General features: G+C 59.0%; 18 protein-coding genes and 2 pseudogenes. 15 read left to right on the top strand and 5 right to left on the bottom strand.

The genetic code is table 11. The features are described 5' to 3' along the window. From dut to argB, 3 genes and pseudogenes are all read left to right on the top strand, one after another. A partial coding sequence (gene dut, locus GSM73_RS01260) for a dUTP diphosphatase (protein ID WP_160891501.1) occupies nt 1–397 on the top strand: 397 nt, incomplete at its 5' end. Between the two features lie 251 nt (nt 398–648). Continuing rightward, a pseudogene (locus GSM73_RS01265) lies at nt 649–2052 on the top strand (phosphomannomutase/phosphoglucomutase); the annotation flags it as partial. Nucleotides 2053–2078: 26 nt separating this feature from the next. Next, on the top strand, nt 2079–2984 hold the full coding sequence (gene argB, locus GSM73_RS01270; RefSeq protein WP_047226166.1) for an acetylglutamate kinase: 906 nt from the start codon (nt 2079–2081) through the stop codon (nt 2982–2984). 158 nt (nt 2985–3142) lie between these two features. Here the strand turns inward: argB and pyrE are convergent, their stop codons facing one another. Beyond that, nucleotides 3143–3787, bottom strand: coding sequence for an orotate phosphoribosyltransferase (gene pyrE, locus GSM73_RS01275; RefSeq protein WP_047226167.1), 645 nt, complete (start codon nt 3785–3787; stop codon nt 3143–3145). 82 nt (nt 3788–3869) lie between these two features. On the opposite strand from pyrE, the gene GSM73_RS01280 reads away from it, so the two are divergent. Next, nucleotides 3870–4649: an exodeoxyribonuclease III gene (locus GSM73_RS01280; protein WP_003177265.1), complete on the top strand. Its 780-nt coding sequence runs from the start codon at nt 3870–3872 to the stop codon at nt 4647–4649. A gap of 175 nt (nt 4650–4824) precedes the next feature. On the opposite strand, the gene GSM73_RS01285 is transcribed toward GSM73_RS01280, so the two are convergent. Both GSM73_RS01285 and rph read right to left on the bottom strand, forming a co-directional pair. Continuing rightward, on the bottom strand, nt 4825–5193 hold the full coding sequence (locus tag GSM73_RS01285; protein ID WP_047226168.1) for a DUF4870 domain-containing protein: 369 nt from the start codon (nt 5191–5193) through the stop codon (nt 4825–4827). Nucleotides 5194–5223: 30 nt separating this feature from the next. Further along, nucleotides 5224–5946: a ribonuclease PH gene (rph, locus tag GSM73_RS01290; protein WP_047226169.1), complete on the bottom strand. Its 723-nt coding sequence runs from the start codon at nt 5944–5946 to the stop codon at nt 5224–5226. Nucleotides 5947–6226: 280 nt separating this feature from the next. On the opposite strand from rph, the gene GSM73_RS01295 reads away from it, so the two are divergent. The 6 genes from GSM73_RS01295 (at nt 6227) to GSM73_RS01320 (ending at nt 11522) form a co-directional block, all read left to right on the top strand. Continuing rightward, nucleotides 6227–7090: a YicC/YloC family endoribonuclease gene (locus GSM73_RS01295; protein ID WP_047226170.1), complete on the top strand. Its 864-nt coding sequence runs from the start codon at nt 6227–6229 to the stop codon at nt 7088–7090. Between the two features lie 12 nt (nt 7091–7102). Next, nucleotides 7103–7723: a guanylate kinase gene (gmk, locus tag GSM73_RS01300; RefSeq protein ID WP_047226171.1), complete on the top strand. Its 621-nt coding sequence runs from the start codon at nt 7103–7105 to the stop codon at nt 7721–7723. A gap of 166 nt (nt 7724–7889) precedes the next feature. After that, complete coding sequence (rpoZ, locus tag GSM73_RS01305; RefSeq protein ID WP_003177259.1) at nt 7890–8153, top strand: DNA-directed RNA polymerase subunit omega; 264 nt, start codon at nt 7890–7892, stop codon at nt 8151–8153. A 60-nt stretch (nt 8154–8213) separates the two neighbouring features. Then, nucleotides 8214–10319, top strand: a complete 2106-nt coding sequence (spoT, locus tag GSM73_RS01310) for a bifunctional GTP diphosphokinase/guanosine-3',5'-bis pyrophosphate 3'-pyrophosphohydrolase (protein ID WP_047226172.1) — start codon at nt 8214–8216, stop codon at nt 10317–10319. Nucleotides 10320–10346: 27 nt separating this feature from the next. Then, a complete protein-coding gene (locus GSM73_RS01315; RefSeq protein WP_003229509.1) occupies nt 10347–10727 on the top strand; it encodes a RidA family protein in 381 nt (126 codons plus the stop codon). Between the two features lie 54 nt (nt 10728–10781). After that, complete coding sequence (locus GSM73_RS01320; protein ID WP_047226173.1) at nt 10782–11522, top strand: hypothetical protein; 741 nt, start codon at nt 10782–10784, stop codon at nt 11520–11522. A gap of 501 nt (nt 11523–12023) precedes the next feature. Here GSM73_RS01320 and GSM73_RS01325 read toward each other — a convergent pair. Beyond that, a complete protein-coding gene (locus GSM73_RS01325) occupies nt 12024–12389 on the bottom strand; it encodes a DUF6124 family protein (RefSeq protein ID WP_160891375.1) in 366 nt (121 codons plus the stop codon). Between the two features lie 693 nt (nt 12390–13082). On the opposite strand from GSM73_RS01325, the gene GSM73_RS01330 reads away from it, so the two are divergent. Then, complete coding sequence (locus GSM73_RS01330; protein WP_160891376.1) at nt 13083–14621, top strand: hypothetical protein; 1539 nt, start codon at nt 13083–13085, stop codon at nt 14619–14621. Nucleotides 14622–14665: 44 nt separating this feature from the next. After that, nucleotides 14666–16651 carry a hypothetical protein gene (locus tag GSM73_RS01335; RefSeq protein ID WP_160891377.1) on the top strand — a complete coding sequence of 662 codons (1986 nt, stop codon included), beginning with the start codon at nt 14666–14668 and terminating at the stop codon, nt 16649–16651. 171 nt (nt 16652–16822) lie between these two features. On the opposite strand, the gene GSM73_RS01340 is transcribed toward GSM73_RS01335, so the two are convergent. After that, the gene (locus GSM73_RS01340) at nt 16823–17680 is read right to left on the bottom strand and encodes an SDR family oxidoreductase (protein WP_076383094.1); all 858 of its coding nucleotides are present in this window, start codon (nt 17678–17680) and stop codon (nt 16823–16825) included. A gap of 187 nt (nt 17681–17867) precedes the next feature. On the opposite strand from GSM73_RS01340, the gene exbB reads away from it, so the two are divergent. The 3 genes and pseudogenes from exbB to GSM73_RS26635 all read left to right on the top strand — a co-directional run. After that, nucleotides 17868–18848 (top strand): tonB-system energizer ExbB, encoded by a 981-nt coding sequence (gene exbB, locus GSM73_RS01345; protein WP_047226197.1) that lies wholly within the window; start codon nt 17868–17870, stop codon nt 18846–18848. 6 nt (nt 18849–18854) lie between these two features. Beyond that, nucleotides 18855–19283 (top strand): TonB system transport protein ExbD, encoded by a 429-nt coding sequence (gene exbD, locus GSM73_RS01350; protein WP_047226179.1) that lies wholly within the window; start codon nt 18855–18857, stop codon nt 19281–19283. Then, nucleotides 19280–19642 (top strand): annotated as a pseudogene (locus tag GSM73_RS26635) (energy transducer TonB); the annotation flags it as partial. The gene exbD and the pseudogene GSM73_RS26635, both read left to right, overlap by 4 nt.

Consider the following 19642-nt stretch of genomic DNA (forward strand, 5'->3'; position numbering starts at 1 on the left):
GCATTACGCCACACCGGGTTCCGCCGGCCTCGACCTGCGGGCCATGCTCAAGCAGGACACCGTCCTGGAGCCCGGCCAGACCCTGCTGATCCCAACCGGCCTGTCGGTGTACATCGGCGACCCAGGCCTGGCTGCGTTGATCCTGCCGCGCTCGGGCCTGGGCCATAAGCATGGCATCGTACTGGGCAACCTGGTGGGCCTGATCGACTCCGATTACCAAGGCGAACTGATGGTGTCGTGCTGGAACCGTGGTCAAACGGCATTCAACATCGCCGTGGGCGAGCGCATCGCCCAACTGGTGCTGGTACCGGTGGTCCAGGCGCACTTCGAACTGGTGGATGAATTCGACGAGAGCCAGCGCGGCGCTGGTGGCTTCGGGCATTCCGGCAGCCACTGATCCAGCTGTTTCAGGCCGGGCGCCTTGCCCGGCCCCTTTATTAAGCTTCTGTTTCAGGACGAAAAATGCCCACAGGCTGGCTACAAGGTTTCCCACTTGGAATCAATGTATTAGGCGATAGAGGCGAGGTAACGCTGTCTCATGGCACTTTCCCACCACGAACTCTCTGCCAAAAACGCCGTCATACCCTTCAGTTTGAGCCTGCCGACGCGAACCGTCGGCCTGTCCAGTCATCTTCCTGATAGAGCGCCCCGCCCATGAACACCCCAGCCGCAATCGCCCCAATTTTTCCTGACAGCATCTTCCGCGCCTACGACATCCGTGGCGTGGTACCGGAGACCCTCACCGCCGAAACCGCCTATTGGATCGGCCGCGCCATCGGCTCCCAGAGCCTGGCCCAGGGTGAACCGAACGTGTGCGTCGGTCGCGATGGTCGCTTGTCCGGCCCCGAGCTGGTTGAACAATTGATCAAAGGGGTTGCCGACAGTGGTTGCCATGTCAGCGACGTGGGCCTGGTGCCGACGCCAGCGCTGTACTACGCCGCCAACGTGCTGGCCGGTAAATCCGGCGTGATGCTCACTGGCAGCCACAACCCGTCGAACTACAACGGCTTCAAGATCGTCATCGCCGGCGACACCCTCGCCAACGAGCAGATCCAGGCCTTGCACACCCGCCTCAAGACCAATGACCTGAGCAGCGGCCAGGGCAGCGTCACCAAGGTGGACATCCTGGAGCGCTACAACGATGAAATCGTCAAAGATGTGAAGCTCGCCCGCCGCCTGAAAGTGGTGGTCGATTGCGGCAACGGCGCCGCTGGCGTGATCGCCCCACAACTGATTGAAGCCCTGAACTGCGAAGTCATCCCGCTGTTCTGCGAAGTGGACGGCAACTTCCCCAACCATCACCCGGACCCGGGCAAGCTGGAAAACCTGCAAGACCTGATCGCCAAGGTCGAGGAAACCAACGCCGACCTGGGCCTGGCCTTCGACGGCGACGGCGACCGCGTGGGCGTGGTCACCAACACCGGCAGCGTCGTGTTCCCGGACCGCTTGCTGATGCTGTTCGCCCGTGACGTGGTGGCGCGCAATCCGAACGCCGAAATCATTTTCGACGTTAAATGCACCCGCCGCCTGGTGCCGCTGATCAAGGAATACGGCGGTCGCCCACTGATGTGGAAAACCGGCCACTCGTTGATCAAGAAGAAAATGAAAGAGAGTGGCGCCCTGCTGGCCGGCGAAATGAGCGGCCACATCTTCTTCAAGGAGCGCTGGTTCGGTTTCGACGACGGCATCTACAGCGCCGCACGCCTGCTGGAGATCCTCAGCAAAGAGAAATCCACGGCCGAAGAGCTCTTCGCGACCTTCCCGAACGATATTTCTACGCCGGAAATCAATATCCATGTGACCGAAGAGAGCAAATTCAGCATCATTGATGCACTGCACGACGCTCAATGGGGCGAAGGGGCCGAACTGACCACCATCGATGGTGTGCGGGTCGACTATCCCCAAGGCTGGGGCCTGGTTCGCGCATCCAACACCACGCCGGTGCTGGTGCTGCGTTTCGAAGCCGACAACGAAGCCGAACTGCAGCGCATCAAGGATGTGTTCCACACCCAACTCAAACGTGTTGCACCTGATCTTCAACTACCGTTCTGATTTTTGAAGCACCACCGGAGCCCTGAATGACCCTCGAACGCGAAGCCGCCGCCAATACCGCCAAGGTCCTGTCCGAAGCGTTGCCTTATATCCGACGCTATGTCGGCAAGACCCTGGTGATCAAATACGGCGGCAACGCGATGGAAAGCGAGGAGCTGAAAACCGGCTTCGCTCGCGACATCGTGCTGATGAAGGCTGTGGGCATCAACCCGGTGGTCGTTCACGGTGGTGGCCCACAGATCGGCGACCTGCTCAAGCGCCTGTCGATCGAGAGCCACTTCATCGACGGCATGCGCGTCACCGACGCGCAGACCATGGATGTGGTGGAGATGGTCCTCGGCGGCCAGGTCAACAAGGACATCGTCAACCTGATCAACCGGCATGGCGGCAGCGCCATCGGCCTGACAGGTAAAGACGCCGAGCTGATCCGGGCGAAGAAACTCACCGTCACCCGCCAGACGCCGGAGATGACCCAGCCGGAAATCATCGACATCGGCCATGTGGGCGAAGTGGTCGGCATCAACACCGACTTGCTGAACCTGCTGGTCAAGGGCGACTTCATCCCGGTAATCGCGCCCATCGGCGTCGGCGCCAACGGTGAGTCCTACAACATCAACGCCGACCTGGTGGCAGGCAAGGTTGCCGAAGCACTGAAAGCGGAAAAGCTGATGCTGCTGACCAACATCGCCGGCCTGATGGACAAGACCGGCAAGGTCCTGACCGGATTGTCGACTCAACAGGTCGATGAACTGATCGCCGACGGCACCATCTACGGCGGCATGCTGCCGAAGATCCGCTGCGCACTGGAAGCGGTCCAGGGCGGCGTTGGCAGCTCCTTGATCATCGACGGCCGGGTACCGAATGCGATCCTGCTGGAGATCTTCACCGATACCGGCGTGGGCACGTTGATCAGCAATCGCAAGCGTCCGTAAGCGACACCCATAAAAAGACCCCGCTCAGCCAGACTGAGCGGGGTCTTTTTTTACGCACTGTAGGAGCGAGCTTGCTCGCGATAGCGGTGATTCAGCCAACATGAATGTTGAATGGCTATCGCGAGCAGGCTCGCTCCCACCAGGGAATGTGCAAATCTTTAAACGCCGAACTGCGCCCGATAAGCCTCAACCGCCGGCAAATGCTGCTTGAGCTGCGGGTCGTCGGCCAAAAACTCCAGCACCTGGGTCAGCGACACGATGCTGACCACCGGAATGTTGAAGTCACGCTCCACTTCCTGGATCGCCGACAACTCACCGTTGCCGCGCTCTTGGCGATTCAGGGCGATCAGCACACCGGCGGCCTTGGCGCCTTCCTGGGAACCGATGATCTGCATCACTTCACGAATGGCGGTGCCGGCGGTGATCACGTCGTCGATGATCAGCACTTCACCGGTCAGCGGCGCGCCCACCAGGCTGCCCCCTTCACCATGAGCCTTGGCTTCCTTGCGGTTGAAGCACCAGGGCAGGTCGCGGCCGTGGTGTTCGGCCAGGGCGACCGCAGTGGTGGCGGCCAGAGGAATGCCTTTGTAGGCCGGGCCGAACAGCACGTCGAACGGAATGCCGCTCTCGACAATGGCCGCCGCATAGAAACGGCCCAGTTGCGCCAGGGCGGCACCGGTGTTGAACAGGCCGGCATTGAAGAAGTACGGGCTCGTGCGGCCGGACTTGAGGGTGAACTCACCGAAGCGCAAAACGCCGCGATCGATGGCAAAACGAATGAAATCGCGCTGATACGCCTGCATGAAAAAAGCCCCAAATACCACGGATTTAGCTAAATAGGTACACGCCGTGTATCATACACGCACGTGATTTTTGGGGCCATTTATGCGGATCATCAGTGTGAACGTCAATGGTATTCAGGCTGCAGTGGAGCGAGGGTTGCTCAGTTGGCTGCAAGCACAGAATGCCGACGTCATCTGCCTGCAGGACACCCGCGCCTCCGCCTTTGAACTGGACGATGCAGCCTTCCAACTGGATGGTTACTTCCTTTATGCCTGCGATGCCGAAGTCCCCGCCCAGGGTGGCGTGGCTTTGTACTCGCGGCTGCAACCGAAGGCTGTCATCAACGGTCTCGGTTTCGAGACGGCGGACCGCTACGGGCGCTACCTGCAGGCCGATTTCGACAAGGTCAGCATCGCGACCTTACTGCTCCCTTCGGGGCAGAACGGCGATGAAGATTTGAATCAGAAATTCAAGTTGATGGACGACTTCGCCCGTTATCTGGATAAACAGCGGCGCAAACGTCGCGAGTACATCTATTGTGGCTCGCTGTACGTGGCGCAACAGAAGCTGGATATCAAGAACTGGCGCGACAGCCAGCAATCCCCGGGTTTCCTGGCGCCGGAACGGGCCTGGATGGACGAGATTGTCGGCAACATGGGCTATGTTGACGCCCTGCGGGAAGTCAGCCGTGAAGGCGACCAATACAGCTGGTGGCCAGACAACGAACAGGCCGAGATGCTCAACCTCGGCTGGCGTTTCGACTACCAGTTGCTGACGCCTGGTCTGCGCCGCTTCGTGCGCAGCGCTCGCCTGCCGCGCCAGCCACGCTTCTCGCAGCATGCGCCACTGATCGTGGATTACGACTGGACGCTGACGATCTGAGTGTCGTTTCGCAGCCACAAAAAAACCGACAGCCATGTCGGTTTTTTTGTGAGCAACCCTTTCTACTGTGGGAGCGAGCCTGCTCGCGATGGCGGTGGGTCAGCCAACATTTGTGTTGAATGATGAACCGCTATCGCGAGCAGGCTCGCTCCCACAAGTGGTTACTCGTTGATCGTTATTTGACCAGCCGCCAGGTAAACGGATACCGATACGGCTGCCCTTCATTGGCCTTCACCCCACCGATGATGGTCAGCACCAGCGCACCGATAGCCACCAGCCCGAACAGGAAGAAGCCGATCACCACGATCATCAGGAGCAGGCTGATCGCCGAGGCAATTGCCACAGTGATCTGGAAGTTCAGCGCTTCCTTGCCTTGTGCATCGATGAACGGGTCAGTCTCGCGCTTGAGCTGCCAGAGCACCAACGGACCGATCAGCGTACCGAACGGAATCCAGATGCCCAACAAGGCGGACAAGTGACAGAACATCGCCCATTGGCGCGCCTCCTTGCTGGGCTGGGGCAGTAGGGTTTGCTCATCACTCATGACGTTCTCCTTGTCTGAAGCGCGAAACGATCAGTCAGCCAGTGCGGCTTTTTGCAGTTCGAAAATCTCGTTCATGCCTTTCTTTGCCAATTCCAGCATAGCGCTCAATTCTTCCGGCTGGAACGGCGCGCCTTCGGCGGTGCCCTGGATTTCGATGAAGCCGCCGGCGCTGGTCATGACCACGTTCAGGTCGGTCTCGGCGGCGGAGTCTTCCAGGTAGTCCAGGTCCAGCACCGGCTCGCCCTGGTACATGCCCACGGAGACCGCAGCGATCATCTGCTTGAGCGGATCGCCGCCCTTGAGGCCGCCACGCTTCTTGATCACTTTCAAGGCATCGGCCAGTGCGACCATGGCGCCGGTGATGGACGCGGTGCGAGTGCCGCCGTCAGCCTGGATCACGTCGCAATCGACATACAACGTCACGTCACCGAGCTTGGACATGTCCAGCGCGGCGCGCAGCGAACGGCCGATCAGACGCTGGATTTCCAGGGTACGTCCGCCCTGCTTGCCGCGGCTGGCCTCGCGCTGGTTGCGCTCACCGGTGGAGCGCGGCAGCATGCCGTATTCGGCGGTCAGCCAGCCTTGACCCTGGCCCTTGAGGAACCGTGGCACACCGTTTTCGACGCTGACGGTGCAGATGACTTTGGTATCACCGAATTCGACCAGTACAGATCCCTCGGCGTGTTTGGTGTAGTTGCGGGTAATGCGGATCGAGCGAAGCTGATCGGCAGCGCGACCACTTGGACGTTTCATAGGGAACACCTGTACAGAGGACGGAAAACTGCCGAGCATTATAGAGCCGTGGGCCGCCATAGGGCAGTTTAAACGTCGCGCGGTTCCAAAAAACCGCTGCAACGAGCCAAGCCCCTTTGACCTCTGACCGACGAGCCGCAGCGCTTTGTCACATGCACGGTTTGGGGGCATGCACCTCACTGCGCTACAATCCTGCGCCTTTGCTGCCCTTCGGCTTTTATCCACAGATACCAGGCGCTACGACTAACCGTTGCGTCCGCCTGCATTGCGAGGAATCTCCATGGTGCACAGCATGACCGCCTTCGCCCGCGTCGAGAAAGCCGGCATCCAAGGCACGCTGAGCTGGGAACTGCGCTCGGTCAACAGCCGCTACCTGGAGCCGCACCTGCGCCTGCCCGAATCCTTTCGCGACCTTGAAGGCAGCGTGCGTGAAGCCCTGCGCCAGGGCCTGTCCCGGGGCAAGCTGGAATGCACCCTGCGCTTCACCGAAGAAAGCACCGGCAAGGCCTTGCAGGTGGACCGCGAGCGCGCCGCGCAACTGGTGGCTGCCGCCGAAACCGTCGCCAGCCTGATCAAGCACCCCGCGCCTCTGAACCCGCTGGAAGTCCTGGCCTGGCCCGGCGTGCTGGTTGGTGATGCGAGCGACCCGCAGGCCCTGAATGCCGAAGCGCTGGCGTTGTTCAATCAAGGCCTGAAAGAACTCAAGGCCGGCCGCGAGCGCGAAGGCGCGGAACTGGCCCGGTTGATCGACGAGCGCCTGACTTCCATAGAGGAAGACGTCGTCACCCTGCGCGAACTGGTCCCGCAAATGCTCGCCACCCAACGTCAGAAAGTGCTCGACCGCTTCGTCGACATGAAGGCCGAGCTGGACCCGCAGCGCCTGGAACAGGAAATGGTCATGCTCGCGCAAAAAAGCGACGTGGCCGAAGAACTGGATCGCCTGAGCACCCACATCATTGAAGTTCGCCGGGTACTCAAATCCGGTGGTGCGGCCGGTCGCCGCCTGGACTTCCTGATGCAGGAACTCAACCGCGAAGCCAACACACTGGGCTCCAAAGCCTTCGACCCGCGCAGCACCCAGGCTGCGGTCAACCTCAAGGTGTTGATCGAGCAAATGCGCGAACAAGTGCAGAACATTGAGTAAGGCTAACCCGACATGACCCACAGCACCGGCACTCTCTACATCATTTCCGCGCCCTCTGGCGCCGGCAAGACCAGCCTGGTCAAGGCGCTGATCGACGCCGAGCCGCAGATCCGCGTCTCGGTCTCGCACACCACCCGCGCCATGCGCCCGGGCGAAGTGGACGGGGTGAACTATCACTTCGTCGACCGCGAACAGTTCGTGAAAATGGCCGAGCACGGGGACTTCCTCGAGCGCGCCGAAGTCTTCGGCAACCTCTATGGCACCTCGCAAAGCTATCTGCAGCAAACCCTGGACGAAGGCCACGACCTGATCCTGGAAATCGACTGGCAGGGTGCCGAGCAGGTCCGCAAGCTGATGCCCCAGGCCCGTTCGATCTTTATCCTGCCACCGAGCCAGCAGGCCTTGCGCCAGCGCCTGACCAATCGCGGCCAGGACAGCGACGACATCATCGAAGGCCGGATGCGCGAAGCGGTCAGCGAAATGAGCCACTACGTCGACTACGATTACCTGATCATCAACGACGATTTCGCCCATGCGCTAGACGATCTGAAGGCGATTTTCCGCGCCAGCCAGCTGCAGCAGAAACGCCAGCAGCAACGTTTCGGTAAATTATTGGCCGAACTGCTGGGCTGAACAGCCCTTCCCAAAACCGCTGCGACGGCTTTACATTGGAGCTTGTAGCGGGTCGAGGGGCTGGTCAAAAAATCAGCGCTTCCCTAAACGCTGGCGTTTTTTTAAACTGTTGAGTCCGCTCGCCCAACCGGGCAGCGCGCATATTGCATTCGCTCCGAGGAATACCATGGCCCGCGTAACCGTTGAAGACTGCCTAGAACACGTGGAAAACCGCTTTGAGCTGGTCATGCTCTCTACCAAGCGTGCCCGTCAACTGGCCACCGGTGGCAAAGAGCCGTTGGTCCAGTGGGAAAACGACAAGCCTACCGTGGTAGCGCTGCGTGAAATCGCCGAAGGCCTGATGAGCTACGAGTTCATCGCCAACGCTGAAATCGTTGAAGACGAACCGCTGTTCGCAGCGTTCGAGGACGAGTCCAACGAGGCGGTCTAAGCCTATGCCTGGTCGACGTAGCACGGCGCGGGGTCACAGCAAACGGCAGGAGTCATTATCATGCCGAGCATAGACGCCCTCGCCGATCGCTTATCGGCCTACCTCGGCACGGACCAGGTCAACCTGGTCCGCCGAGCCTATTTCTACGCCGAACAAGCCCACGACGGCCAGCGCCGCCGCAGCGGCGAGGCGTACGTCACGCACCCGCTTGCGGTGGCGAACATTCTTGCCGACATGCACATGGACCATCAGAGCCTGATGGCGGCGATGCTGCATGACGTGATCGAAGACACCGGCATCGCCAAGGAAGCGCTGCAGGCGCAGTTCGGCGAAACCGTGGCCGAACTGGTCGACGGGGTCAGCAAACTGACCCAGATGAACTTCGAGACCAAGGCCGAGGCCCAGGCCGAAAACTTCCAGAAAATGGCCATGGCCATGGCGCGCGACATTCGCGTGATCCTGGTCAAGCTCGCCGACCGCCTGCACAACATGCGAACACTGGAAGTGTTGTCCGGTGAAAAACGCCGGCGAATCGCCAAGGAAACCCTGGAAATCTATGCGCCCATCGCCAATCGCCTGGGCATGCACGCGATCCGCATCGAGTTCGAAGACCTCGGTTTCAAGGCCATGCACCCGATGCGTTCGGCGCGGATCAACCAGGCCGTCAAGCGCGCCCGGGGCAACCGCAAGGAAATCGTCAACAAGATCGAAGAATCCTTGAGCCACTGCCTGACCATCGACGGCATCGAAGGCGAGGTCAGCGGCCGACAGAAACACCTCTACGGCATCTACAAGAAGATGCGCGGCAAGCGTCGGGCCTTCAATGAGATCATGGACGTCTACGCGTTCCGGATCATCGTCGACAAGGTCGATACCTGCTACCGCGTACTGGGCGCTGTACATAATTTGTACAAGCCATTGCCTGGGCGCTTCAAGGACTACATCGCCATTCCCAAGGCCAACGGCTACCAGTCGCTGCACACCACGCTCTTCGGCATGCACGGCGTACCGATCGAAATCCAGATCCGCACCCGTGAAATGGAAGAGATGGCCAACAATGGCATCGCTGCGCACTGGCTGTACAAGTCCAGCGGCGACGAACAACCCAAGAGCACCCACGCCCGGGCCCGCCAGTGGGTCAAAGGCGTGCTGGAAATGCAGCAGCGGGCCGGCAACTCCCTGGAATTCATCGAAAGCGTGAAGATCGACCTGTTTCCGGACGAGGTCTACGTTTTCACGCCCAAAGGCCGGATCATGGAGCTGCCCAAAGGCTCCACGGCGGTGGACTTTGCCTATGCAGTACACACCGACGTCGGCAACAGCTGCATCGCGTGCCGGATCAACCGCCGCCTGGCACCGTTGTCCGAACCGCTGCAAAGCGGCTCCACGGTGGAAATCGTCAGCGCCGCCGGCGCGCGGCCAAATCCGGCATGGCTCAATTTCGTGGTCACCGGCAAAGCCCGCACACACATCCGCCATGCCTTGAAGCTACAACGCCGCTCTGAATCCATCAGCCTGGGCGAACGCTTGCTCAACAAAGTCCTCAACGGTTTCGACAGCTCCCTGGACAAGATCCCGGCTGAACGCGTGCAGATCATGCTCAGCGAGTACCGCCTGGAACTGATCGAAGACCTGCTGGAAGACATCGGCCTGGGCAATCGCATGGCCTACGTCGTCGCCCGCCGCCTGCTCGGCGAAGGCGAACAGCTGCCTAGCCCCGAAGGTCCCCTGGCCATTCGTGGTACCGAAGGCCTGGTGCTCAGCTATGCCAAGTGCTGCACGCCGATTCCTGGCGATCCGATTGTCGGCCATCTGTCCGCAGGCAAAGGGATGGTGGTGCACCTGGATAACTGCCGCAACATCAGCGAAATCCGCCACAACCCGGAAAAATGCATCCAGCTCTCCTGGGCCAAGGATGTCACCGGCGAATTCAATGTCGAGCTGCGGGTCGAACTGGAGCACCAGCGTGGCCTGATCGCCTTGCTGGCCAGCAGCGTCAACGCCGCCGACGGCAATATCGAAAAAATCAGCATGGACGAGCGCGATGGCCGCATCAGCGTCGTCCAACTGGTGGTCAGCGTGCACGACCGCGTGCACCTGGCCCGCGTGATCAAGAAGCTGCGCGCCCTGACTGGCGTCATCCGTATCACTCGTATGCGTGCATAGCTCCCCATCCATTACAAGGAGTCATAAATGACCAAGACCGTTATCACCAGCGACAAAGCCCCGGCCGCCATCGGTACGTATTCCCAGGCAATCAAGGCGGGCAACACCGTGTACATGTCGGGCCAGATCCCGCTGGACCCGAAAACCATGGAACTGGTAGAAGGCTTCGAAGCCCAGACCGTGCAGGTGTTCGAGAACCTCAAGGCCGTGGCCGAAGCTGCCGGCGGTTCGTTCAAGGACATCGTCAAGCTCAATATCTTCCTCACCGACCTGAGCCACTTCGCCAAGGTCAACGAGATCATGGGCAAGTACTTCGACCAGCCTTACCCTGCCCGCGCCGCCATCGGCGTAGCAGCCCTGCCGAAGGGTTCGCAGGTTGAGATGGACGCCATCCTGGTCATCGAGTAACAAGCCCGGCGCAGCCTCCCCCCGGCTGCGCCGTTTTCGTTTAAGGATTCCACCATGCGCAAAGCGCTTGCTCTTTCGCTGGCTGCCCTGCTGTTGGGCGGCTGCGCCAGCGACCCTGCCGACCGTGATATCAGCGGCACCTGGATCAACCAGGCGGCAATCGACGCCGCCGCCAAGGGCGGCCCGCTGCGCGAGGCGCTGCAGGCCTATGGCCCGAACCTGGAATGGGACGTCAACACCCGAGCCGGCCAGGCGCGTTACACCAACGGTTTCGAGAATGTCGAAGGCAAGCTGCTGGGCGAAGAAGACGGTGCGTGGAAAGTCGATTTCTACGGCAGCTCCGCCAGCGAACTGCAACGCGACGGCGACCAGTTGAACCAATCCGCCACCGAGAACGAGCCGCAGCAAGTGTTCGAGCGCGCCCAGGTCCAGGTGCCCGAGGGTGCGCCGCTGGGCGCCAGTTTCGAACGGGCGCTGTATACCGCTTATCTGGGCGGCACCTGGAACATCGTCAACGGCCCTGGCCAGGGCGCCAGCGTGCAGTTCCAACCCGACGGCCAGGTCACCGGCCTGCCGGGCGCCGATCGCTACGCCCTATGCCTGGCCGGCGACTGCGCATCCATGAGCGGCGGCAACGACAACATCTGGCTGCAGCAGAACGGCCAGGGCAACACCTGGATCTTCTCCCGCGACGGCAAGAAGCTGGAAATTTTCCAGACCGTGAATGCGGCACTGGCGGATGAAATGCCTTCGTTCACGCCGGGTGACCGGCAGTGGGTGTTGGAGAAGCAGTAAGTCGGGACTGAGTCATTCAGACTGATACCCCCTGCTCGCGATGGTGTGGTGAAGCACCATCACATCGCGAGCAAGGCTGGCTAATCAATGCCAGCGAGACGCTATCGGCCGAGGGTGTGTAAAAACGTTTTTGAACGCGTCAGGTACTCAAAGCTGGACTGGAAATCGTGCTTCTACGCGAAATCCACATCTGCTGATGTGCCGATAAATTTCAGATTTAACGTAGACGCGCACAACTCAATTTTGGCGAAGCGTTTTTACACACTCTGGGCCGAAAGCAGCCTTTTGCCGACTGACCATTTCGATCAGAATCGGTCGAACGGCGCCTAGTTCGGTTGATACCTACCCGCCACGGCCTCGCCAACCTCTTTCTGTAGAAGCTAAAGCTAGCCCTAATCGTCGCCAAAGACACACTCGACCCGATCGCAGCTTTGCGAAAGCTGCTTACATGGCAAATCTTAAAAACCCGATGCAACGCATCGGATTTTTATTGGCCGTCACTTACGCCTGCCGCACCTCAACGTTATCCAACACCCGATTCGCCAACAAAGTACTCAGCTCGATCAATTGCTGAATACCCAGCAAAACATGACGCCTGGACCCTTCCAGCTCGAAAGCGAGATCACTGACCATGGCGTCCGCCGACGCCAGAGTCTCGGTGAGGTTGGCGAGTAGGCATTCGTCGTCGAGGTCTTTGACAACGGTGAAGATCTGGCCCGGGTGGGGTTCGTCCTGCTTTGTCGGTTTCGGACGCAGATAATAATCCAGCGCACGGGTGGCGGCTTCGTCGAGCTTCTTGGCGTTGATGCCCGTAGCGTAGGGGGAATTGGAGTCGGCTTCAGGAGGATTTGGAGTAATTTTGAACATTTTTACGTTCCCTTAGTTAGTAGGCCGCGACCGTCTCGCTACTAAACGAAAGGAGGCAGCTGTGCGCAAGTTAGTAGACCGGTAAGGCAACGGAAATCCGGCGCGCCCGAGGGCGCCATGCGCACAGCCACCATCGAGTACAGGCGATGCCTGACTGATGAGACTCATGCAACCGTTGCGATTACCGGGCTACTAAACCCGACCACTGATGAGCAGTGGCAGGAAGACAATAGGACCCGGGGACAAGGCGCACAAGCCGGCGGATTCTGGCGTAGTTGTAGGCAAAGGCGCAAGGCGACGTGGCTTGGTGGAGGCGTGGCAGTCAGGAGAGGAAGTGCACGCCGTGAACACCTGTATTCCGCGATGAATCCTCCTGAAGGGCTTCGCACGCTCGAAGCACTGTAGGCCACCGATCCGGCTCAAGAGCAGCACGCTATTCAACGCATAGAGACCCTGGTGGTCGAGAAGATGGGCGAACCAAGCTGCGCCGGGTCAAAGGCTACGACACGACCATGCAAGCGGTGATGCACACAGCGGCTCAACAAACGTCAGAAGGTGATCATCGTTAGCAGGCATGCCTGGTTTTCAACGTGGTGCAGCTCGCTTGTACTTTTACAAGCCCGTTCTACACTGGCTGAAGACGCAAATGGCCACTATTTTGATGCCATGCAGATGATTCAAGGAGGAAGGGGTATGAGGCGTTTTGTTTCTACGGGCGATGGCTGCATCATTCCTCTGCTGGCGACCTGTTTACTACTGAGTAGCTGTATCTCGGTCCCAACAGGAACGACGCAGATCTATCGCAAATCGGATGCAACCAGCCCTCCAGCGCAACCCGCCGCCAATGCGGTGGTGTTCAATCCAACACTGTTCACAAACGCAATCGATCCCCATTTGACCATCCGTAAGGCTGGTGTAGATAAAAGCAACGCCGATGTGTTTGCGATCTATCTCAGCGATGGGTACTTCAAATATTTAAAAGATATTGGCGGTGTTAACGAGGTCGTGGTGGTGGCTGAGTTTACTGAAACCAATGCCGGCACCGAGTCAGATACAGTCACCCGTGTGCTGGGCCCCTATTTCGGGGTATCCGACAAAGCCAACACACCGTTCCTCAATAAGCTGCTCTACGGTCCAAAAACACTCGATGCCGACCACCTCAACATGAGGCTTACCGTGATTGAGTATGACCAGGGTGAAAACCAGAACTCTGCGGCATTTCTGGATTTCATTCAGTCGGTCACCCAGACCATTTCTCTGGCCAACCCAGTCACCATGTCGGAACAAGCTTTCGCCAAGGAGATTGCCAAGAGTCTGCTGAGCTTGAATAAAGATGACGTTGTCATGGAAATCGACATGAATTTCACTGGCAATGCGGGTCAGTTGGCGAACATGAATTACAACGGCTCATTTATTCCCTTGAATGTGGGCGATTATGTCCTGATCAATAAAGAGCATTGTGTTTCGGCCAATTGCTTTATGCAGATGACAAATCAAGGCCGCTCCTGGAACCCTTTCGCCTGGATCGGCGATATCGCCATGCTGGTGCCCACCGCCGTACGCCGTGGCTGGGCAGATACGCCCGATGGTCCGTCTCTGAAAAACGTCAGCAGCAGTGAACTGGATTACGTCAATCACAGGCTTTCCAAGAAACCACCAGCGAACGCGTCAGGTACCTCTGATTCTACCCCTCGGCCCGATCCTGAGCCCTTCACCGACAAAACCTGGCTCGCTCTGTCTATCGTCAGGGGGGGTGACCCCACGCTCTGGCAAAAACGCAAATTGTTGACCCAGGCAGAAACCTCCATTCACAAGATGATCAAGGTCCGCGGTGGCCCCATCGCCTTCAACCAGGATTATCAAGCCGCCAGGCAAGCATTGGAGGAAGCTCGGGAGGCCGAACGGTTGAGCAGCTCTGGTGTTGCTTTCATCTCCCCATTGACGGCCAACGGCGATTTCGCCCCCACCACAAACGACGGTGAATATTGCCTGTATCACTCAACCAATCTGACTGATATAGAGGCTGGTTTCTACCGCATGGACGCGAAAAACGTGCCCCAGCAATTGCCATCCTCTTCCATCACCAAGAACACCGCCAAAACCACACCCAACAACACCTGTTTCAACGTCATTTCCTCAGCACGCACCGTCGGAACCTACGACATGATCGCAACGTACAAGGTCGCGGGCGAAATTCTGACCCAAAAGGTTCGCTACAAAATCGAAAAATAAACCCTGGCTCTTGCAGTAACCGAATTGCGACAACGGAGGGATTCGTGATGCGAGCATTTTTGGTGGGACTGGGACTTCTAGTTGTGCTTCCAGCAATGGGGACAGAGATTACCTGGTCAGTTGAAAATGGCTTTCCACTCTTTCGCGGTACGGAAGCAATAAAGAAGATAAAAGACAGTTGGAAGCCCGGACTTTCAGCAAGCGATTTCCTGGCCACACAGAACGCGGCAAGCCTGAGAGAGCTCCTGCCCAAGACGTCGCAAACGCTATGGAATCCTGCAACCGGGCTCTACGACAAAAAAGCCCTATTTGCCCGCGATCACACGATTGTCGCTCAGGTTAGCGGCGTGCCCGAGGGGACTGACTGCCTCTGGTTCCGAGATGAAAAGCAATACGGTAAACCTGTGCCCTGTACTGAACCCCTCAAGATTTCCATTCCGGAGCGCGTGAGCACGACGCTTAGCGTGGAACCTACGGAGGGTGAAAAGGCCTCTGCGAACGTCTTCATCAAGACCCATACCATCCTTGCATTCGGAGACTCTTTCGCAAGCGGAGAAGGAAATCCCGATAGAGCAGCCATTGGAACGGGAAAGTCGACCGAGGACCTGATCAAAGGAAGCCGAGTACTGAGCGCCAAGAACAAGGCTGGAGGCCGATTCTCGCAAGGTGCCGATTGGTGGGACACCACCTGCCATCGCTCACTGCTTTCCTGGCAATCAATGTACGCCCTCAAACTGGCGATTTCCGACCCTCATCTGGTGGTGAGGTTTGCATCGTTCAGTTGTTCTGGCGCCGAGATTTACGATGGTTTTTTTCGAGCGCAGATGTCACCTCCGGCGAACGACGTTTCTAATCGTGTAAGACGCTGGTCGACTCGCGACGGCGGCAACTTTCTTGAGCTGACACCAAAAAATGCGGGGGAGCCATTGCAGGAAGATATCGTCAGACGTGAGCTACTAAATAAATCACAGCTGAATGCTGCAATACACCTTCTATGCCCGGAAGCCCCCTACCCTGCACGTCCGCATTCTTTCCGGCCGGAAAAGACAATGCTTGGGAGCCGAAAATATTTCGGCGCTATAAAGTACGATGCCTGCAAGAAACAGATGCAACCCGTCGACGAGGTTCTTCTTTCTTTTGGAGGTAATGACTTTGGTTTTTCCGGTGTAGTGAAATGGGGCTTGGTGCCAAGCGGGATATACAAGAGCTCGTGGTCTGATTCGACTAACGTGTTCCTCGCCGGACTCGGCGGTTTGCAAGACGGTGTTCACATGACGGGCCTAAACGGCCTCAGGCTGTTTCTTGGCGTAATCCATCCGGAAAAAGCCACCGATGCGGCCAAACCCAATCTCAAAAAACTGTATGCCGACCTGGATTACGCACTTACCCACTTCCTGCATATCCGGTCCGACAGGGTGCAGGCGCTGCTCTATCCCAACCCTATTCAGACACCGTTCCAAGCGTACTGCAAAAACCGACTGAACCAGGGCAACGTCGCAATGACTGAGTTAGTCGTTCAGACCCTGGGCGTGAATCGTGGCAAAAGATTCATGTTTCTGATTAACGAAAAGAATGGAGAGAAGATCGAACGGCAATTCATCGACCATTTTCGCAACAACCAAGAAGCCGCCAGGGATGAGATTCACAGAAGATGGAACCTCATCGATGCTCAGCGCGTGTTTCAGGGACGTTCATTATGCGCAGTATCTCCCGAGTGTGATGCGGGCGCAGCTTGCTCGGAATCGGATCGCTTTGCCTGGACCAAGGGCGGAGAACTCAAGACAAACCACGCATCAATGGAGCCGATTTCAACCTTTGCACAATGGGAACCCTATAGCAGCACTCGAACCCGTAGCATCAGGACTGGAAACGACGCCTTCATGACCATGGCCCGCTTCAACTCAAACGGCGAATTACTCGATGATTGGTTCCTGGGGGCAGTACACCCTGATGCCAAGGCCCATTCAGACATTGCCGATCTCCTGGTATTACCGACAATCGAGCAACCTGAGCTCTCAACTGCGAGGTAACCAGATCTAACCGATGAACGATCACGACCTGAGTACAGGCGTGGTCTGGAGTTCGAGAGGTGATCTGTGGCACCCATGCATTCGATGGGCGCCATGGATCCGCCGCTTGCCACAGCAATAGGGCTCACAACAACGAGTGAACCTATGCCTGAAGGTCTCGTTGAGGCCGTATCAGCAGCGCCCCTCCAGAATAGCCGCATACCCCTCACGAAAACTCGGATACCTCGGTGTCCAGCCCAGGGCCTTCGCCCGTGCATTGCTGCAGCGCTTGCTGCCGGCGCGGCGGACGCTGGCGTTTTCGGCCCATTGGGTGACGCCCATGTAATCACGCAGCCAACCCACCACTTCGGCCAGCGCGGCGGGAGTGTCGTCGACGCCGATGTAGCAGTCTTCCAGGGGCTTGCCCTGGCGGTCGGCTTCCAGCAGGAAGGCCAGCAGGCCCGCCGCGTCGTCGGCATGGATGCGGTTGGCGTAGAGGGGCGGATCTTCCACCACGCTATAGCCCTGGCGCACCTGGCTCAGCAACCATTCACGGCCCGGACCATAGATACCGGTCAGACGCACGCGGCTGGCCGGGATGCCGCTGTCGAGCGCCACCTGTTCAGCTTCGAGCATCAGCCGGCCGGAATAGCCACCGGCCACGGTGGGCGAGCTTTCATCGACCCACTCGCCACCCTTCTGTCCGTAGACGCTGCTGCTGGAGACAAAAAGCAGTCGTTTTGGCTGCTGTCCATGCTGCTTCAGCCAGCTCAACACATGCTGTAAACCTTGGACATAAGCCGCGCGGTAACCCGCCTCGTCATGCTCGGTGGCGGCGACGCTGTACACCACGTAATCCAGTGGACCGGTGGGCCAATCAGCGGGACATTGCTCGTTGAACAAGTCTCCCGCTACCCCGACAACCCCGGCCGGCAGCTGCGAAACCGTACGGCGCAAGCCGTAGACCTGCCACTGCTCGGCCCGCAACTGACTCGCCAGGCGGCCACCGATATCACCGCAGCCGGCGATCAAAACAGAAGGCGCGGACATCAAAATCTCCTCTCGTAAAGCCGCAGACTAGCTGCCAGAGGGGACGAGCGGCTAGCAATGCAGGAAAAAAAGATACTGTATTACTTTTGTTAACAAGAATTACTTGCAATAATGCGAGCCAGTTTTGTTCTCGGCCCACGAGGCCTGGAAGAACATCAACCTTCTTTTTCTCTCAGGTCCGGCCAGCATGACACGCTATCTCCCCTCCGCTTCGCCAACCAACCGACCTCGCGCCTGGAGTGCCATGGCAGCCCTGCTGCTCAGCCTGCTGCTAGCACCCGCCGCCGCGTTCGCCGATGCCCAAGCGCCAGCCACGACCCCGGCCACCGCACCCGCCGCCAGCCAGGCGCCGGTCGATGCAGCCGAGCCTGTAGCGGCTCCTCAGGCCAGCGAGCCGGCCCAGGCCGTCGAAGCCGACGCCGCAGACGCACCTCAAATGCTCGAAGCCGACAATACCTTGGGCATGGCCCACGATCTGTCGCCATGGGGCATGTACCAGAACGCCGACATTATCGTGAAAATCGTCATGATCGGCCTGGCCATCGCCTCGATCATCACCTGGACCATCTGGATCGCCAAGGGCTTCGAGCTGATGGGCGCCAAGCGCCGCTTGCGCGGTGAAATCGCCAACCTGAAAAAAGCCACCACCCTCAAAGAGGCCAGCGCCTCTGCGGCCAAAGAGGGCACCCTGGCCAATCTGCTGGTTCACGACGCCCTCGAAGAGATGCGCCTGTCGGCCAACAGTCGTGAGAAGGAAGGCATCAAGGAGCGCGTGAGTTTCCGCCTCGAGCGCCTGGTCGCAGCCTGCGGTCGCAACATGAGCAGCGGCACCGGCGTGCTCGCCACCATCGGTTCCACCGCGCCGTTCGTCGGCCTGTTCGGCACCGTGTGGGGCATCATGAACAGCTTCATCGGCATCGCCAAGACCCAGACCACCAACCTCGCTGTCGTGGCGCCCGGCATCGCCGAAGCCCTGCTCGCGACAGCTCTGGGTCTGGTCGCAGCGATCCCGGCGGTGGTCATCTACAACGTGTTCGCCCGCTCCATTGCCGGTTACAAGGCCCAGGTCTCGGACGCTTCGGCCGAAGTCCTGTTGCTGGTCAGCCGCGACCTCGACCACCTGCCACCCGAGCGTGGCTCGCAACCGCACATGGTGAAAGTGGGGTAATCGGCCATGGGCCTGCATTTGAAAGAAGGCGCAGACGACGATCTGGCCGAGAACCACGAAATCAACGTCACGCCGTTCATCGACGTGATGCTGGTGCTGTTGATCATCTTCATGGTGGCCGCTCCGCTCGCCACCGTGGACATCAAGGTCGACCTTCCGGCTTCGACGGCCAAGCCTTCGCCGCGGCCGGAAAAACCGGTATTCCTCAGCGTCAAGGCTGACCAACGCCTGTTCCTGGGCGAAGACGAGGTCAAGGCCGATAGCCTCGGCGCGACCCTCGACGCCAAGACCCAAGGCAAAAAGGACACGACGATCTTCTTCCAGGCGGATAAAGGCGTGGATTACGGCGACTTGATGAGCGTGATGGACGCCCTGCGCGCCGCCGGATACCTGAAGGTCGGCCTGGTCGGACTTGAGACGGCGCCCAAGAAATGATCACGACGCGCCAAAAGCTGACGCGTTACAGCGGTAGCCTGGCCGTGGTGCTGGGCGTGCATGCGCTCGCCATTGCCCTGGCCCTGAACTGGACGTCAAACCCGCCCATTGAATTGCCGCCCCAGGCAATGATGGTCGAGCTGGCGCCGGTTCCGGCCCCACCACCGCCCGCACCGCCTAAAGTCGTCACGCCACCGCAGCCTCCGGAGCCGGTCGAAGAACTGCCGCTGCCTAAAATCGCCGAAGCCGAGAAACCGGAGATTTCGGTGCCCAAGCCGGTCAAGCCCAAGCCTAAACCGCCCAAGCCCAAACCCAAGCCCGTGGAGAAAAAACCGGAACCGCCCAAGGAAGAACCGTCG

The organism is Pseudomonas sp. PICF6 (genome assembly GCF_009831705.1).
Taxonomy (GTDB): domain Bacteria; phylum Pseudomonadota; class Gammaproteobacteria; order Pseudomonadales; family Pseudomonadaceae; genus Aquipseudomonas; species Aquipseudomonas rhizophila.

What these genes read in the sequence shown, in the direction of transcription:
- argB (WP_047226166.1), top strand. Translation starts at nt 2,079, where the DNA reads ATGACCCTCGAACGCGAAGCCGCCGCCAATACCGCCAAGGTCCTGTCC.
- pyrE (WP_047226167.1), bottom strand. Translation starts at nt 3,787, where the DNA reads ATGCAGGCGTATCAGCGCGATTTCATTCGTTTTGCCATCGATCGCGGC.
- GSM73_RS01280 (WP_003177265.1), top strand. Translation starts at nt 3,870, where the DNA reads ATGCGGATCATCAGTGTGAACGTCAATGGTATTCAGGCTGCAGTGGAG.
- GSM73_RS01285 (WP_047226168.1), bottom strand. Translation starts at nt 5,193, where the DNA reads ATGAGTGATGAGCAAACCCTACTGCCCCAGCCCAGCAAGGAGGCGCGC.
- rph (WP_047226169.1), bottom strand. Translation starts at nt 5,946, where the DNA reads ATGAAACGTCCAAGTGGTCGCGCTGCCGATCAGCTTCGCTCGATCCGC.
- GSM73_RS01295 (WP_047226170.1), top strand. Translation starts at nt 6,227, where the DNA reads ATGGTGCACAGCATGACCGCCTTCGCCCGCGTCGAGAAAGCCGGCATC.
- gmk (WP_047226171.1), top strand. Translation starts at nt 7,103, where the DNA reads ATGACCCACAGCACCGGCACTCTCTACATCATTTCCGCGCCCTCTGGC.
- rpoZ (WP_003177259.1), top strand. Translation starts at nt 7,890, where the DNA reads ATGGCCCGCGTAACCGTTGAAGACTGCCTAGAACACGTGGAAAACCGC.
- spoT (WP_047226172.1), top strand. Translation starts at nt 8,214, where the DNA reads ATGCCGAGCATAGACGCCCTCGCCGATCGCTTATCGGCCTACCTCGGC.
- GSM73_RS01315 (WP_003229509.1), top strand. Translation starts at nt 10,347, where the DNA reads ATGACCAAGACCGTTATCACCAGCGACAAAGCCCCGGCCGCCATCGGT.
- GSM73_RS01320 (WP_047226173.1), top strand. Translation starts at nt 10,782, where the DNA reads ATGCGCAAAGCGCTTGCTCTTTCGCTGGCTGCCCTGCTGTTGGGCGGC.
- GSM73_RS01325 (WP_160891375.1), bottom strand. Translation starts at nt 12,389, where the DNA reads ATGTTCAAAATTACTCCAAATCCTCCTGAAGCCGACTCCAATTCCCCC.
- GSM73_RS01330 (WP_160891376.1), top strand. Translation starts at nt 13,083, where the DNA reads ATGAGGCGTTTTGTTTCTACGGGCGATGGCTGCATCATTCCTCTGCTG.
- GSM73_RS01340 (WP_076383094.1), bottom strand. Translation starts at nt 17,680, where the DNA reads ATGTCCGCGCCTTCTGTTTTGATCGCCGGCTGCGGTGATATCGGTGGC.
- exbB (WP_047226197.1), top strand. Translation starts at nt 17,868, where the DNA reads ATGACACGCTATCTCCCCTCCGCTTCGCCAACCAACCGACCTCGCGCC.
- exbD (WP_047226179.1), top strand. Translation starts at nt 18,855, where the DNA reads ATGGGCCTGCATTTGAAAGAAGGCGCAGACGACGATCTGGCCGAGAAC.